Source organism: Piscinibacter sp. XHJ-5, from assembly GCF_029855045.1.
In the GTDB taxonomy this organism is placed as follows: Bacteria; Pseudomonadota; Gammaproteobacteria; order Burkholderiales; family Burkholderiaceae_C; genus Albitalea.
This window is the reverse complement of record NZ_CP123228.1, coordinates 6,361,337-6,375,406: the sequence shown is the minus strand read 5'-3', so window position 1 is coordinate 6,375,406 and position 14,070 is coordinate 6,361,337. Positions and strand designations below refer to the sequence as shown.

Genomic DNA, 14,070 nt, shown 5'->3' with positions numbered 1-14,070 from the left:
GGAGCCGGAGATCGGCGAGACAGTGTGCGGTGCGATGCCGCAATGTTTTGTTCTGGTTCCCCCGGGGATCTGATTCCCCGTCAGTTCCCGGCGCGGCGGCAATCTAGCACAGACCTCCGCGACCGCCATGGGTTCCCTGCCTGACATCCCGCTGGCCGATCCGTCGGAGCTGCAGCCCCCGCCACCCCACGCGCGCGCCGATCACAGCCGATTCGTGCAACGAATCCGCCGCCGCTATGCGCAGGAGCTTCCGCTGCTGCCGGCAGGCCTGCCGCGCCGCGACGATGTCGTCGCGCTGGTCGATCGCCTGCAGTCGGCAGGACGGCCTTTGGCCAGCGCCCTGCGAGTAGCGCGTCAGCTGGTGCTCGAGCGCCTCGCCGTCCTCGACATCGAGCAGGGGGCGGCGATGGAGGACATCACGCTCGCGATGACCGAGCTGGCGGAGGCCACGCTGGATCTCGCGCTTGCACAGGCGCGCAGCGAGCTCGATGCGCGCTTCGGCGAACCGCTCACCGAAGGCGGTCAGCACATCGACTTCTGGGTCGTCGGCATGGGCAAGCTCGGCGCGCGCGAGCTCAACGTCTCGTCCGACATCGACCTGGTCTACGTCTACGAAGAGGACGGCGAGACCTCCGGGCCGCAGCGCATGTCTGCGCACGAGTACTTCTCGCACCTTGCCCGCGGGCTGTACACGCTGATCGGCGAGACCACCGAAGACGGCTTCGTGTTCCGTGTCGACCTGGCACTGCGTCCCAACGGCAACTCGGGCCCGCCGGTGGTCAGCCTCGCGATGCTCGAGGAGTACCTGCAGGTGCAGGGCCGCGAGTGGGAGCGCTTCGCGTGGCTCAAGAGCCGCGTCGTCGCGCCGCTGGCCAGCGTGCGCAACGGCCGGGCGCTTGCGTTGCGCTCCACGGTCACGGCCTTCGTCTACCGGCGCTATCTCGACTACGGCGTTTTCGAAGGACTTCGCCAGCTGCATCGCAAGGTGCGCGATGAGGCGCAGCGCCGCGCCGCGGGCCGGCCCGAGCGCGCCAACGACGTGAAGCTGTCGCGTGGCGGCATCCGCGAGATCGAGTTCATCGTGCAGCTGCTGCTCGTGGTGCGCGGCGGGCAGTTCCCCGAGATTCGCACACGCTCCACCTTGAAGGCGCTCGACAAGCTGGCCGCCGGCGGACTGATGAAACCCGACAGCGCGCGCCGCCTGGCCGAGGCCTACACCTTCCTGCGCCGCGTCGAGCATCGCATCCAGTTCCTCGACGACCAGCAGACCCACCTGCTGCCGACGACCGACGGCGACCTCGAGTGGATTGCGCGCAGCATGGGCTTCGTCTGCAATGCCGATGCGTGTGAGCTGCTCGACACCCTGTGCACGACTCGCGAGGTGGTCGCCACCGAATTCGATGCGCTGTTGCACGACGGCCAGGCGCCGGCGCCCGGCAAGAACGGCGGATGCCGCCAATGCGGGCAGATCCCGCAGCCGGTGGACAGCGAGGAGTTCATCGAGCGCCTGCCGGCCGCACTGCGCGATCGCGTGCGGCAATGGGCCGCCCAGCCGCGCATCCAGGGGCTGCGCGACGAGAGCAAGCTGCGCCTGGCCAAGCTCGTCACCCGCGCGGCGCACGCGGTGGAGGAAGCCCGCTGCACGATGGATGCGGCGATCCGCTTCGTCGACTGGCTCGCACCGCTGCTGCGCCGCGAAAGCTATCTCGCGCTGCTGGTGGAGCGCCCCGAGGTCGAGAACCGGCTGCTGCGCCTGCTGGGCCTCGCGCGCTGGCCGATGCGCTACCTGATGCTGCATCCGGGCGTCATCGACGAGCTTGCCGACGAGCGCCTGCTGCACGGCCGCTTCGACCGCGGCGAGTACATCTTCGACCTGGACGCACGCCACCAGGCCTGGGAGCGCTCGGGCCAGGCCGACGAGGAATCGCTGCTCGACACCCTGCGCCGCGCCCACCACGCCGAGGTGTTCCGCACGCTGGTTCGCGACGTCGAGGGTCACATCACGGTGGAACAGGTGGCCGACGACCTGTCGGCGCTGGCCGATGCGACGCTGGAGTGCGCCCTGCGCTGGTCGTGGATGCACTTCAAGCAGCGTCATCGCGAAGAGCCCCGCTTCTCGGTCATCGCCTACGGCAAGCTGGGCGGCAAGGAGCTTGGCTACGGCAGTGACCTCGACGTGGTGTTCCTCTACGACGACGAGGACGAGCGTGCTCCGGAGGTATACGGCGCCTTCGTGCGCAAGCTGATCAACTGGCTCACGCTGCGCACGGCGGCGGGCGAGCTGTTCGACATCGACACCGCGCTGCGCCCCAACGGGAATTCCGGCTTGCTGGTCGCATCGATGCAGAGCTATGAGCGCTATCAGACCGGCCGCGGCAGCAACACCGCCTGGACCTGGGAACACCAGGCGCTCACGCGGGCGCGCTTCTGCGCCGGCTGGACCGACATCGCGCCGCGCTTCGAGGCGGTGCGCCGCACCGTTCTGAGCGCTCCGCGCGATGCGCAGTCGCTGCGCGAAGAGGTGCAGGCGATGCGCGAAAAGGTGAGGGCCGCCCATCCGGTGAAGGACGGCCTGTTCGACGTCAAGCACAGCGCCGGCGGCATGATGGACGTCGAGTTCGCGGTGCAATACCTGGTGCTGGCGCACAGCGCCATTCACGGCGAGCTGCTCGACAACGTCGGCAACATCGCGCTGCTGCAGCGCGCCGAAGCAGGGGGCCTGCTGCCGCAGGGCATGGGTGTCGCGGCCGCAAACGCCTACCGCGAACTGCGCCGAGCGCAGCACCGTGCGCGCCTGGACGAGCAGCCCACGCAGGTCGCGCCGCAGACACTGGCCGCGCACCGTGATGCGGTGCTGGCGTTGTGGCGGACGGTGTTTGGCTGAACCATCGCGGGTCTGGGCCGGCCTGGCCGCGCTGCTGTGCAGCGGTGCACTGATCGGCTGGTCCGTTCCGCGCGAGGTCATCGATTGGCAGCCGGCCCTCGCGTGGCTTCAGCCGTGGCGAGCGCTGAGTGCCGTCTTCGTGCACTACAGCCTGCTGCATCTGGGCGCCAATCTGGCCGGCGGGGTGCTGGTCGGTGCGCTGGGTCACGCGGCGCGCATGCCGCTGCGCGGTGCGCTTGCGTGGGCAGCGGCCTGGCCGCTCGCACAGCTCGGGCTCGTGCTGCAGCCGCAGCTGCTTCACTATGGCGGACTGTCGGGCGTGCTGCACGCCGGCGTCGCCGTGGTGGCGGTGCATCTGCTGACCCTGCGAGGGCGGCGCTTGCTCGGGTCGGTGATGCTTGGGGTGCTGCTGGCCAAGGTGCTGAGCGAGACGCCATGGACCGGCGCGCTGCGCCATCCGCCCGGGTGGGACATCGCGATTGCGCCGTTGGCGCATGCAAGCGGGCTCGCCAGCGGCGTGCTGTGTGCGGTGATCGCGGAGGGCTTTGCGCGATGTCCCTACCATCGCCGGCCATGACTGAACGCAAGACCCGTCTCGACTCGCTCGCCGTCACGCTGCTCGTCGGCTGCTGCTTCCTGTGGGGCTTGAACCAGGTTGCGGCCAAGGCGGCGCTGCCCGAGGTGCCGGCGCTGCAACAGGCGGCCATCCGCTCGGCGGGCGGTGCATTGCTCGTGTGGTTGTGGGCGATGGCGCGTGGCATCCGACTGTTCGAGCGCGACGGAACCCTGCGCGGCGGACTGCTCGCCGGCGCGCTGTTTGCCGCCGAGTTCGGCTGCATCTTCATCGGCCTGCAGTTCACGACCGCTTCCCGCATGGTCGTGTTCATCTATCTGTCGCCGTTCGTGGTCGCGCTGGGCATGCCCTTCATCGCCCATTCGGAACGGCTGTCGGCATCGCAGCTTGTTGGCCTCGTCGCGGCCTTTGCGGGCGTCGCCTGGGCGTTCGCCGAGGGCTTCACGCGGCCCGCCGCGGGCGAGCGCCAGTGGGTCGGTGATGCCCTGGGCGTCGCCGCGGGAGTGCTCTGGGGCGCGACGACGCTGGCGATCCGGGCCAGCCGGCTCACCGCCGCGTCGGCGGAGAAGACGCTGCTCTATCAGCTGGCGGTGTCGGCGGTGATGCTGGCGTTCGCGGCGGCCATCACCGGCGCGCCGCTGCCGCGCGAGCTGTCGGTGTTGGCGTGGTCGTCGCTGGGGTTTCAGGTCGTCGTCGTGACCTTCGCCAGCTACCTGCTGTGGTTCTGGCTGATGCGCCGCTACCCGGCGACGCGGCTCGCGTCCTTCACGCTGCTGACGCCGGTGTTCGGCCTGCTGATGGGCGCCCTGCTGCTCGGCGAGCCGATCACCACTCGGCTGATCGTGGCGCTGGTGACGGTGGCTGCGGGGATCGTGCTCGTGAACCGGCGCTAGGAGCGGATGCGCCTCACGAGAGCGGACGTCGAATAGCCATCGACGAAGGGGAGCGCACGCGCTTCGCCGCCCCAGCTGCGCACCCATTTGGTCTCCTCGAGCGCCTCGATGTCGTAGTCGCCGCCCTTCACGTACACCTGAGGTCGCACCAGCTTCAGCAGCTCGACTGGCGTCGGCTCATCGAACAGGGTGACCAGGCTCACGCTCTCCAGCGCGGCCACCACGCAGGCCCGATCCGCCTCGTTGTTCAGGGGGCGATCGGGGCCCTTCCCCAGACCGCGCGCCGACGTGTCGCTGTTGAGACCGATGACCAGGCTCGCACCGAGTTCGCGCGCCTGGGCGAGGTAGCTCACGTGCCCGCGGTGCAGGATGTCGAACACGCCGTTGGTGAAGACCACGCGCTGCGGCAACGCGGCGATGCGGGACCGCAACTCGCCGCGCGGGCACAGCTTGTCGAGAAAAGTGGGCATGGCGTGCATTGTCGCCTGCGTGTCAGCACGTGGCGCCGGTGCGCGCCTAGACTGGGTTCGACGCGACAGGAGACACGCCATGATCACGCTGTGCGGCTCACCAATCTCGAACTACTACAACAAGGTCAAGATGGTGCTTCTCGAAAAGGGCATCGCCTTCGTCGAGGAACACTGCTCCACCAAGAGCACTGAAGAGACGGTGCTCGCCTGCTCGCCGCTCGCGAAGATCCCGTTCATCCGCACCGAGCACGGCGCGATGTGCGAGAGCCAGGCGATTGTTGACTACCTCGAGGCGGTGTGGCCGCAGCCGCCGCTCGTGCCGGCCGATCCATGGCAGGCCGCCAAGGTGCGCGAGCTCGTCACCTTCATCGACCTGCATGTCGAGCTGACGGCGCGTGAGCTGTACGGCAAGGCGTTCTTCGGCGGCGAGATCAGCGAGGGCAATGCGGCGCGGGTGCGCAAGCAGCTCGCGAAGAACCTGGCGGGGCTTGCGCGGCTGGCGAAGTTTTCGCCGTATATCGCCGGCGAGCGCTTCACGATGGCCGATTGCGCCGCCTACGTCAGCCTGCCGCTCGTGTCTCTTGCAAGCAAGAGCGTGTATGGCGAGGACTTGGTTGCAGCCGCCGGCATCGCGTGGAAGCCGTACAGCCAGCTCATCGGCCAGCGTCCGAGCGCGCAGCGCGTCGTCGCCGACCGCAAGGCGGCTCAAGAGCGCGCCGCCTAGCGGAATGGAAAAGGCCCGCCGGAGCGGGCCGTCTCGCGATGGAGGAGGACTCAGGCCGGCTGGGGGCCAACCTTGGCGGTGGCGGCCACGATCGCGGCCATTTCCTTGCGGAAGCGATTGAGCTCCTGCACGCTGGCAAAACTGCGTTCCATGAGCAGGCTGAGGTTGTGCAGGATGCGCTCGACGACCTTGTTCTCCCAAACCGTGTCGAACTGGATCTGCTTGTCCAGCCACTCCTCGAGCCAGCTCGGGTCGGGCAGTCGGCTCTGAATGGTGTCGCGGGGGAACAGCTTCTCGTTGACGTGCAGATTGGTCGGATGCAGCGCCTGGGCGGTGCGGCGCGCGCTGGCCATCAGCACGCCCACCTTGGCGAACGCCGCTTTTGCCTCATCGCCGAACTTCTGCAGCGCACGCTTCATGTAGCGCAGGTAGGCGCCGCCGTGGCGGGCCTCGTCGCGCGCGAGCGTCTCGTAGATGGCCTTGATCACCGGCTCGGTGTGCCACTCCGCGGCGCGCCGGTACCAGTGGTTCAGCCGGATCTCGCCGCAGAAGTGCAGCATCAGCGTCTCGAGCGCCGGCGCCGGGTCGAACTCGAAGCGGATCTCGTGTAATTCCTGCTCGGTCGGCACCAGGTCCGGTCGAAAACGGCGCAAATATTCCATCAGCACCAGCGAGTGCTTCTGTTCCTCGAAGAACCAGACACTCATGAAGGCCGAGAAATCGCTGTCGTCACGGTTGTCGCGCAGGAACATCTCGGTGGCGGGCAGCGCCGCCCACTCGGTGATCGCATTCATCTTGACCGTTTGCGCCTGTTCGTCGGACAGCCGGGCGGCATCGAAGAGCTCCCAGGGAATGTCCTTGTCCATGCTCCAGCGCACGGCTTCGAGTTGCTTGAACAGTTCGGGGTAAAGCATGGTGATCTTTCGCGTTGCCCCGCGATTTTAGAGGGGCGGTGTGACAGTCCGGCCACGGTGCATTGGACAGGCGGTGAAGAACAGGCAACGGACGGGCCCGCGACCGTTGTCATTCCTTACAAAGTGGTGTGAGCACGAAGTGCGAAATTCGCGGGATCATGGAACTCGCGACCACTCGCTGCATCGAAGTTCGCGTGAATGAAATGAGGACCTTCCTGGACCTTGCCTCATAAACGGTTTTGCGTTGCACAGCCTGCCGGTGTCCCCGGCTGAAATCCCACAGCGGTTCTCCTCCTCCCTCCTCCCTCCCTCCTTCGCTGAGGGGCGCTGTGCAGCATCTTTCTTCTCTTGCGGCCGCTCGATGAGCGGCCGCAGTCGTTTCCGCGGCTGCCTTGTAGGACGACGCCGAGTCCCACGTCGGCTGCGGCGAGGCACCGTAGCCAAGCGCCAACCCTTGTCGAGTTTTGTTGCGAAACGCGGGTCGAACCGGTTCATCGAACTGGGGTGCGCCATGCACCCCAACCGACAGAAGGAGATCGACATGAGCACTCGACACGTACTTCGCATGACCGCTGCAGCAGCGGCCACCGCTTTGGCGGCGATCGGCGTTCACGCCGTCGAAGCCACCCAGTGGGATCCGCAGGCCGAAGCAAGGCAGTCCGCCACCGGCGACGCAATGCTGAACCCGACGGCCTGGACCGTCCAGCAACAAGGCGAAGCCACCGTGTTCCACGACGCAGTTGCGCGCGACAGCATGACCAGCCGCGCCGAAGTGCGTCACAAGCTGCGTGAGTGGCAGGCCCGCGGGCTGGTGGACGATACGGGCGAAGCGGGCGCCACCGACCGCGTGCTGAACCAGCGGCATGCCTTCGTCGAGTCCGAGCGCGCGCGGCTGATGGCAATGAACACCCCGGCCGAATCCTCGATCGACCCGATCGCCGAGTTGGCGGTTCAGACCGCGCTGGTGGATGCGCGCGGCGGGACGCCGAGCTTCGAGCTGGCCTCCGAGGACACATCGCTGCGCCTGCCGGGGAATCAGTCGGCGCAAGGTGCGTTTCCCACCACGGAGGAGCTCGTGATGACCATGGGACCGGATGGGCAATGGCGCGACGAGCACATCGTCGCCGAGGGCCCCTCATACGTCGAAACCACCGCCGGCACCACCGTTGCGCCGGTGACGGTCGCGGTGCGCTAGCGCAGCCAGCCCTTGCGTCGGAAATAGAGGAACGGCGCGGCCACTGACGCCAGCATCAACGCGAGAGCGAACGGGTATCCGAGCGACCAGTCGAGCTCGGGCATCGCCTTGAAGTTCATGCCGTAGATGCTGGCGATCAGGGTCGGGGGCAGCAGCGCGACGCTTGCCACCGAGAAGATCTTGATGATCTTGTTCTGATTGATGTTGATGAAGCCGACGGTGGCGTTCATCAGGAAGTTGATCTTGTCGAACAGGAAGGTCGTGTGGCTGTCGAGCGAGTCGATGTCGCGCAGAATCTGCCGCGCTTCCTCGAACTGCTCGGCATTGAGCATCCGGCTTCGCATCATGAAGCTCACGGCGCGGCGGGTGTCCATCACGTTGCGGCGGATGCGCCCGTTCAAGTCTTCTTCTCGTGCGATGGCCGAGAGCGCCTCGCCGGCGGTGGCATCGTTCACGTCCTGCTTCAGCACGCGATTGCTCACCGCCTCGAGCGCGTCGTAGATGCCTTCGAGCGCATCGGCGCTGTACTCGGCGTCTGCATCGTAGAGCTTGAGCAGCACGTCCTTCGCGTCGTCGATCAGCGCGGGGATGCGACGTGCGCGCAGGCGCAGGAGCCGGAACACCGGCAAGGCTTCGTCGTGTACCGAGAACAGCACGCCCTTGAAGAGAATGAAGGCCACGCGCACGTTGCGAGGTGTCTCGCCGTCGTCGATGAGGAAGTCCGAGCGGATGTGGAGTTCGCCGTTGTCCTCTTCGTAGAAGCGAGCCGATTCCTCCAGGTCGTCATCGACGGCGTCCTCGGGGATGGTCAGGCCGAAATGCTGCGTGATCCAGCCCTTCTCGTCCGGCGTGGGCGTCTCAAGATCGACCCACACCGGCTGGACATGGGCCAGCGCGTCGAGACTTTCGATTTCTTCCTGGAACAGCCGGCCGTTGGCCAGCGTGAAAACGTTCAGCATCGGGTCTCCAGCCATTCGAATGCGTGCGGCGCATTCGTCCTGGTGAAACGGAAGGGGGAACGCTCGCGACCGTCTCACTCAGGCGCTGCCTCGTCGGGCGAGGCGCATGGAGCGGACGGTCACCGAGGATGGGCGACGTCCAAGTCGGGACTCCGGGATATGGCGAAGCGCAAATTATGGCATCGCGAAAGGACTCTTCCAGAGCGAGCCAGAGGTCGGCACCGAGGTGGTCACAGGGTTGTTTCGACCTTGTGAACTTTGCCGTCACGTGCTTGTCACAGCCCGGGAACCCGTGCACACTGGGTTCAACGGCTCCCCGCCGAATTCCTCCTCGACAGCTCGTCGTCCCTCCCCGCCCTCGCTTCTCTCACCCCCCGCGAAAGGAGTACCCATGAATCTGACGATCAGCGGACATCACCTCGAAGTCACTCCGGCCTTGCGTGAGTACGTGCTCACCAAGCTGGATCGGGTGACCCGGCACTTCGATCAGGTGGTGGACATCAGCGTGCTGTTGTCAGTAGAGAAGCTAAAGGAAAAGGAACGGCGTCAGAAGGCAGAGGTGACGCTGCACGTAAAAGGCAAGGACATCTTCGTCGAGAACGCCCACGAAGACCTTTACGCCGCGATCGACCAGCTCATGGACAAGCTCGACCGCCAGGTTGTCCGCCACAAGGACAAGGTCAACGACCACCACCATGTCGCCGCCAAGCGCATCGATGATTCAGCGATGTGAACCGGCGCAAGAGCCACTCGAAAAGCGGCCCTCGAAGGGCCGCTTTTTGCTACCTACCGCACAACCCCGTGAGCGCGGGAACAAGTGAGGTTGCTGCGTCGCAGCACCGAGTGCACAATCTGTCATCTCCGAGAGGTATTGGCGCGTTGTGCGCCTATCCCGTCCTTATAGTTGCTGCTTTGGCTCCGCGAGCAGCCGGCGCCGGCCCAGAAGGCTGATGTCGGTGCTCGGACCCTGATGAACCGTCTCGCCGCCATCCTCCCCGCCAGCAATGTGCTGGTCGATGTGGACGCCACCAGCAAGAAGCGCGCGTTCGAGCACGCCGGCTTGCTGTTCGAGAACCAGCACGCCATCGCCCGCGCGACCGTCACCGACAACCTGTTCGCGCGTGAGCGCCTGGGCTCCACCGGATTGGGGCACGGTGTCGCGATCCCGCATGGGCGCATCAAGGGCCTGAAGAACCCCCTGGCGGCGGTCCTGAGGGTGCAGCAGCCGATTCCCTTTGATGCGCCCGACGACGAGGCCGTGAGCCTGCTGATCTTCCTTCTGGTGCCCGAGGCGGCGACACAGCGGCACCTCGAAATCCTGTCGGAAATCGCCGAAATGCTCAGCGACCGGGAATTGCGCGAGCGCCTGAAAACCGAAGGAGATGCGGCCAAGGTGCATGAGCTGATCTCCAATTGGGAACCGCTGAAGTCCGTGGCCTGAAGGCCAGCAGGTGAAACCGACCGTCATCGGCGCCGAGGCGCTATTCGAAGAACACCGGCCCGCTTTGCAGTGGGAATGGATTGCCGGGCATGCCCATCCCGAGCGCCGTTTCGACGAGGCGGCCGTGCGCAACGCGCAGTCGGCCGCCGACCTGGTCGGCTACCTCAACTACATCCACCCTTATCGAGTGCAGATCGTCGGCCGCCGTGAGGTGGCCTACCTGAGCCAATCGACGTCCGAGGTGATCGAACGCCGCATCTCGCGCATCGTCACGCTCGAGCCCCCGGTTCTCATCGTTGCGGATGCCCAGACGCCGCCCGACAAGCTGGTGGCGATGTGCGACCGGGCCGACATCCCGTTGTTCGTCACCGAGGAGTCGGCCGGGCACGTGATCGACGTGGTTCGCGGCTATTTGAGCCAGCTGTTTGCCGAGCGCACCACGCGGCACGGCGTGTTCATGGACATCCTCGGACTCGGCGTGCTGCTCACCGGCGAATCGGGCCTGGGCAAGAGCGAGCTGGGGCTGGAGCTGATCTCGCGGGGCCACGGTCTCGTGGCCGACGATGCCGTGGACCTGTACCGCGTGTCGCAGACGTCGCTGGAAGGCCGCTGTCCCGAGTTGCTGCTCAACCTGCTCGAGGTGCGTGGCATCGGCCTGCTAGACATCAAGGCCATCTTCGGCGAAACCGCGGTACGGCGAAAGATGCGCCTGAAACTGATCGTGCACCTGGTGCGCAAGGAGACCCTCGAACGCGAGTTCGAGCGCCTGCCGTACGAGCCGCTGTACGAAGAAATTCTCGACGTGCCCGTGCGCAAGGCGGTGATCGCGGTCGATGCCGGCCGCAACCTGGCCGTGCTGGTCGAGGCCGCGGTGCGCAACACCATCCTGCAGCTGCGCGGCATCGACACTTACCGCGAGTTCATCGAGCGCCACCAGAAGGCCATGGGCAAGCCCGAATAGCTTCCGGCGGCAAGGCCGCCGCTATTTGTGCTGAGTGCGGTATTGACAGTGCTTCTTCGTGCACGCCGCGTACAGCGACAACGAATGCTCCTGCAGCTCGAAGCCGCGCGCAAGCGCGATCGATTTTTGGCGCTTCTCGATCTCGGCGTCGTAGAACTCCTCGACGCGGCCGCAATCCATGCACACCAGGTGGTCGTGGTGCTTGCCTTCGTTGAGCTCGAATACCGATTTGCCTGTTTCGAAATGGTTGCGTGACAGGATGCCGGCCTGCTCGAACTGCATGAGCACCCGATAGACGGTGGCCAAGCCGACATCCGAGCCCTCGGCGAGAAGCACCTTGAACACATCCTCGGCCGTCATGTGCCGCTGCGACGTCTTCTGAAAGACTTCGAGAATCTTGATGCGCGGCAGTGTGGCTTTCAGGCCGCTGTTCTTCAGCTCTTCGGCGTTTGTCATGGTGGCTCCCGGGCCCGCCGGGCTCGAGGCCCGGCCCGCTAGAATCGTTCCATCATATCGAGGTTGACGCCCGCTGCCGGCGTCTCCAAGTCTTCACCATGCGTTCCCTCATCTCATTCAAGCCGGCGGCTTTGGCGTCGGTGCTCGTCGCCCTGGCGGGCTGCCAATCGCTGCAGTCGTCCGACAATTTCCTGGGTGTGGTGACGCCGTACCGCATTGAAATCGTGCAGGGCAACGTGGTCACCAAGGAGCAGGCCCAAGCGATCAAGCCGGGCATGACGCGGGCGCAGGTGCGCGACATCCTTGGCTCGCCGCTGCTGACCGATCCCTTCCACGCCGACCGCTGGGACTACGTCTTCACGATCCGCCGACAGGGTGCCGAGCCGCAGCGTCGCAGCATCGTCGTGCTCTTCGACGGCGAGGTGCTGAAGAGCATCGATCCCGGTGGCGAACTGCCGGGCGAGCGCGAATTCGTCGCGTCCATCGACACCTTCAAGACTCGGCGCAACGCGCCTGCGCTGGCTTTGACCGAGGAGCAGGTCAAAGCACTGCCGCTGCCGGTCAGGCCGGCAGCGCCCGAGGCGGCCGCGTCCGCCGTCGGGGCGACGCGCACGTATCCGCCGCTCGAGCCGCGCTAGATGGCCGCGCTGCGAATCGCCGTCGCCGGCGCCAGTGGGCGCATGGGGCACATGCTGATCGAAGCCGTCGGTGCTGCCGATGACACGGTGCTCGCCGGCGCGCTCGACGTTGCCGGCAGTCCGGCCCTCGGCCAGGATGCGGCGGCTTTCTCCGGCAAGGCCAGCGGCGTCCTCATCACCGCCGATGTCGACGCGGGGCTGTCGGACGCGCAGGTCCTCATCGATTTCACCCGCCCCGAGGGCACGCTGGCGCATCTGGCCGCGTGCCGCCGGCGGGGAGCCGGGGCCGTCATCGGCACAACGGGTTTCAGCGACCCGCAAAGGGCCGAGATCGCCGAACACGCGCGCCACATTCCGATCGTGCTGGCGCCCAACATGAGCGTCGGCGTGAACCTCGTGCTGAAGCTGCTCGACACCGCGGCGCGTGCGTTGAGCGAGGGCTACGACATCGAGATCGTCGAGGCGCATCACCGCCACAAAGTCGACGCGCCCAGCGGCACGGCGCTGGCGATGGGCGAGGTCGTGGCGCGCGCACTGGGCCGCGAATTGAAGGACTGCGCGGTCTACGACCGGCAGGGCGTGACGGGCGAGCGCGATCCGTCGACCATCGGTTTCTCCAGCATCCGCGGCGGCGACATCGTCGGCGACCACACGGTGCTGTTCGCCGGCACCGGCGAACGCATCGAGATCACGCACAAGAGCTCGAGCCGCGTCACATATGCGCAAGGCGCGCTGCGCGCGGCCCGCTTTGTGGCCGACAAGCGCAGCGGCCTGTACGGCATGGGCGACGTTCTCGGCATCGCGCAGCAGGCATGAGCGGCTTCCAGCACTTCTGGGAACAGGGCGACGCCATCACCCGCAGCGTGGCGGCCCTGTTGCTGTTGATGTCCATCAGCGCCTGGGTGGTGATCTTCTGGAAGGGCTGGCTGCTGCGACGCGTCCGCGCCGATATCGAGCGCGCCGTGCCGGCATTCTGGGCAGCGCCGGACCTGGCCGCCGGGGGCGAGCGCCTGCGCGCCTTCGACCGCGAACGGGTGCTCGAACCCCTGCTCGCGGCGGCGACGGCGAGCCCCAACGCCAATACGCTGGAAGCGCGTGGCCACGTCGATTCGCAGCTCACGCGGCGGTTGCGCGACGCGTTGCATGCGGTGCTCGCTCAGCTTCAATACGGGCAGGTCCTGCTGGCGTCGATCGGCAGCACGGCGCCCTTCATCGGCCTGTTCGGCACCGTCTGGGGCATCTACCACGCGCTGGTCAGCATCTCGGCGGGCGGCTCCATCACGATCGAGCGGGTGTCAGGCCCCGTCGGAGAAGCTTTGGTGATGACGGCCGCAGGTCTCGCGGTGGCCATTCCAGCGGTGCTGGCCTACAACATCTTCGGCAAGCGGGTCGGCGCCTGCGAAGCCGAACTCGAAGGCTTCGCGCACGACTTGCGCGAGATGATCGCGGACGCCGCGGCGCCCGAGCCCCAGCGCGCCTGAGCAGCATGGCATTCGGACGTCTCGAGCGCACCACCGGCCCCCAGCCGATGGGCGACATCAACATGACGCCGCTGATCGACGTCATGCTGGTGCTGCTGGTGATCTTCATGATCACCGCGCCGCTCATGACCTCCAGCCTCAAGCTCGATCTGCCGAAAACGGACGCCGCGCAGCCGACCGAGACGCCGCAGTTCGTCGCGGTGGCCATCGATCCGGCCGGCCGCCTGTACTTCGGCGAAGACGTGGTGGACAGCCCCACCTTGGCCGCCCGAATCGCCGAGGCTGCGAAGAAGAATCCGCAGACCGAGGTGCAGCTGCGCGCGGACAGGAATGTCCCGTACGGGCGGGTCGCGGAGCTGATCGGTGTCGTTCAGAAGGCCGGACTCCATCGGATCGGCTTCGTGGCCGAGCCTGCGGCGACCGCGACCAAGCCCTAGGCCCGGCACGGCCTCGGGACCTCCAGCAGCCTCGAAAACGAGG

General features: G+C 66.6%; 16 protein-coding genes. 12 read left to right on the top strand and 4 right to left on the bottom strand.

The genetic code is table 11. The annotated features are described in order from the left end of the window. Window positions 1-127 precede the first annotated feature (127 nt). The 3 genes from glnE to P7V53_RS30260 are packed head-to-tail and all read left to right on the top strand — an operon-like array spanning window position 128 to window position 4,351. Complete coding sequence (gene glnE / locus P7V53_RS30270; RefSeq protein ID WP_280153186.1) at window positions 128-2,884, top strand: bifunctional [glutamate--ammonia ligase]-adenylyl-L-tyrosine phosphorylase/[glutamate--ammonia-ligase] adenylyltransferase; 2,757 nt, start codon at window positions 128-130, stop codon at window positions 2,882-2,884. Beyond that, window positions 2,877-3,461 carry a rhomboid family intramembrane serine protease gene (locus P7V53_RS30265; RefSeq protein WP_280153185.1) on the top strand — a complete coding sequence of 195 codons (585 nt, stop codon included), beginning with the start codon at window positions 2,877-2,879 and terminating at the stop codon, window positions 3,459-3,461. Before glnE ends, P7V53_RS30265 begins: the two co-directional genes overlap by 8 nt. Next, window positions 3,458-4,351, top strand: a complete 894-nt coding sequence (locus P7V53_RS30260; protein ID WP_280153184.1) for a DMT family transporter — start codon at window positions 3,458-3,460, stop codon at window positions 4,349-4,351. The genes P7V53_RS30265 and P7V53_RS30260 overlap by 4 nt, the downstream gene beginning before the upstream one ends. Here P7V53_RS30260 and rfaE2 read toward each other — a convergent pair. Beyond that, window positions 4,348-4,821: a D-glycero-beta-D-manno-heptose 1-phosphate adenylyltransferase gene (gene rfaE2, locus P7V53_RS30255; RefSeq protein ID WP_280153183.1), complete on the bottom strand. Its 474-nt coding sequence runs from the start codon at window positions 4,819-4,821 to the stop codon at window positions 4,348-4,350. The two genes, P7V53_RS30260 and rfaE2, sit on opposite strands and share 4 nt — an antisense overlap. Window positions 4,822-4,900: 79 nt before the next feature. On the opposite strand from rfaE2, the gene P7V53_RS30250 reads away from it, so the two are divergent. Then, complete coding sequence (locus tag P7V53_RS30250) at window positions 4,901-5,545, top strand: glutathione S-transferase (protein ID WP_280153182.1); 645 nt, start codon at window positions 4,901-4,903, stop codon at window positions 5,543-5,545. A 50-nt stretch (window positions 5,546-5,595) separates the two neighbouring features. Here P7V53_RS30250 and P7V53_RS30245 read toward each other — a convergent pair whose 3' ends face one another. Next, a complete protein-coding gene (locus P7V53_RS30245) occupies window positions 5,596-6,459 on the bottom strand; it encodes a ferritin-like domain-containing protein (RefSeq protein WP_280153181.1) in 864 nt (287 codons plus the stop codon). A gap of 541 nt (window positions 6,460-7,000) precedes the next feature. Between P7V53_RS30245 and P7V53_RS30240 the strand changes: the two genes are divergently transcribed. Continuing rightward, window positions 7,001-7,654 carry a hypothetical protein gene (locus P7V53_RS30240; RefSeq protein WP_280153180.1) on the top strand — a complete coding sequence of 218 codons (654 nt, stop codon included), beginning with the start codon at window positions 7,001-7,003 and terminating at the stop codon, window positions 7,652-7,654. Here the strand turns inward: P7V53_RS30240 and corA are convergent. Continuing rightward, window positions 7,651-8,613, bottom strand: coding sequence for a magnesium/cobalt transporter CorA (gene corA, locus P7V53_RS30235; protein ID WP_280153179.1), 963 nt, complete (start codon window positions 8,611-8,613; stop codon window positions 7,651-7,653). The two genes, P7V53_RS30240 and corA, sit on opposite strands and share 4 nt — an antisense overlap. Before the next feature lie 391 nt (window positions 8,614-9,004). Here corA and raiA point away from each other — a divergent pair, with 391 nt between their 5' ends. The 3 genes from raiA (at window position 9,005) to hprK (ending at window position 11,015) form a co-directional block, all read left to right on the top strand. Then, complete coding sequence (gene raiA, locus P7V53_RS30230; protein ID WP_280153178.1) at window positions 9,005-9,346, top strand: ribosome-associated translation inhibitor RaiA; 342 nt, start codon at window positions 9,005-9,007, stop codon at window positions 9,344-9,346. A gap of 237 nt (window positions 9,347-9,583) precedes the next feature. Next, a complete protein-coding gene (locus P7V53_RS30225) occupies window positions 9,584-10,054 on the top strand; it encodes a PTS sugar transporter subunit IIA (RefSeq protein WP_280153177.1) in 471 nt (156 codons plus the stop codon). 10 nt (window positions 10,055-10,064) lie between these two features. Then, entirely contained in the window at window positions 10,065-11,015 is a 951-nt protein-coding gene (gene hprK, locus P7V53_RS30220; protein ID WP_280153176.1) for an HPr(Ser) kinase/phosphatase, read from the top strand. Between the two features lie 21 nt (window positions 11,016-11,036). Here the strand turns inward: hprK and fur are convergent, their stop codons facing one another. Next, complete coding sequence (gene fur, locus P7V53_RS30215) at window positions 11,037-11,471, bottom strand: ferric iron uptake transcriptional regulator (protein ID WP_280153175.1); 435 nt, start codon at window positions 11,469-11,471, stop codon at window positions 11,037-11,039. 98 nt (window positions 11,472-11,569) lie between these two features. Between fur and P7V53_RS30210 the strand changes: the two genes are divergently transcribed. The 4 genes from P7V53_RS30210 to P7V53_RS30195 are packed head-to-tail and all read left to right on the top strand — an operon-like array spanning window position 11,570 to window position 14,027. Continuing rightward, window positions 11,570-12,109: an outer membrane protein assembly factor BamE gene (locus tag P7V53_RS30210; protein WP_280153174.1), complete on the top strand. Its 540-nt coding sequence runs from the start codon at window positions 11,570-11,572 to the stop codon at window positions 12,107-12,109. Further along, window positions 12,110-12,925 carry a 4-hydroxy-tetrahydrodipicolinate reductase gene (gene dapB / locus P7V53_RS30205; RefSeq protein ID WP_280153173.1) on the top strand — a complete coding sequence of 272 codons (816 nt, stop codon included), beginning with the start codon at window positions 12,110-12,112 and terminating at the stop codon, window positions 12,923-12,925. Beyond that, the gene (locus P7V53_RS30200; RefSeq protein WP_280153172.1) at window positions 12,922-13,590 is read left to right on the top strand and encodes a MotA/TolQ/ExbB proton channel family protein; all 669 of its coding nucleotides are present in this window, start codon (window positions 12,922-12,924) and stop codon (window positions 13,588-13,590) included. Before dapB ends, P7V53_RS30200 begins: the two co-directional genes overlap by 4 nt. A 5-nt stretch (window positions 13,591-13,595) precedes the next feature. Next, window positions 13,596-14,027, top strand: a complete 432-nt coding sequence (locus tag P7V53_RS30195) for a biopolymer transporter ExbD (RefSeq protein WP_280153171.1) — start codon at window positions 13,596-13,598, stop codon at window positions 14,025-14,027. The last annotated feature ends 43 nt before the right edge of the window (window positions 14,028-14,070 follow it).

Coding starts and splice junctions, on each gene's coding strand:
- dapB (WP_280153173.1), top strand. CDS start 12,110: ATGGCCGCGCTGCGAATCGCCGTCGCCGGCGCCAGTGGGCGCATGGGG.
- rfaE2 (WP_280153183.1), bottom strand. CDS start 4,821: ATGCCCACTTTTCTCGACAAGCTGTGCCCGCGCGGCGAGTTGCGGTCC.
- glnE (WP_280153186.1), top strand. CDS start 128: ATGGGTTCCCTGCCTGACATCCCGCTGGCCGATCCGTCGGAGCTGCAG.
- P7V53_RS30225 (WP_280153177.1), top strand. CDS start 9,584: ATGAACCGTCTCGCCGCCATCCTCCCCGCCAGCAATGTGCTGGTCGAT.
- fur (WP_280153175.1), bottom strand. CDS start 11,471: ATGACAAACGCCGAAGAGCTGAAGAACAGCGGCCTGAAAGCCACACTG.
- P7V53_RS30250 (WP_280153182.1), top strand. CDS start 4,901: ATGATCACGCTGTGCGGCTCACCAATCTCGAACTACTACAACAAGGTC.
- P7V53_RS30210 (WP_280153174.1), top strand. CDS start 11,570: ATGCGTTCCCTCATCTCATTCAAGCCGGCGGCTTTGGCGTCGGTGCTC.
- P7V53_RS30260 (WP_280153184.1), top strand. CDS start 3,458: ATGACTGAACGCAAGACCCGTCTCGACTCGCTCGCCGTCACGCTGCTC.
- corA (WP_280153179.1), bottom strand. CDS start 8,613: ATGCTGAACGTTTTCACGCTGGCCAACGGCCGGCTGTTCCAGGAAGAA.
- P7V53_RS30245 (WP_280153181.1), bottom strand. CDS start 6,459: ATGCTTTACCCCGAACTGTTCAAGCAACTCGAAGCCGTGCGCTGGAGC.
- raiA (WP_280153178.1), top strand. CDS start 9,005: ATGAATCTGACGATCAGCGGACATCACCTCGAAGTCACTCCGGCCTTG.
- P7V53_RS30195 (WP_280153171.1), top strand. CDS start 13,596: ATGGCATTCGGACGTCTCGAGCGCACCACCGGCCCCCAGCCGATGGGC.
- P7V53_RS30200 (WP_280153172.1), top strand. CDS start 12,922: ATGAGCGGCTTCCAGCACTTCTGGGAACAGGGCGACGCCATCACCCGC.
- P7V53_RS30240 (WP_280153180.1), top strand. CDS start 7,001: ATGAGCACTCGACACGTACTTCGCATGACCGCTGCAGCAGCGGCCACC.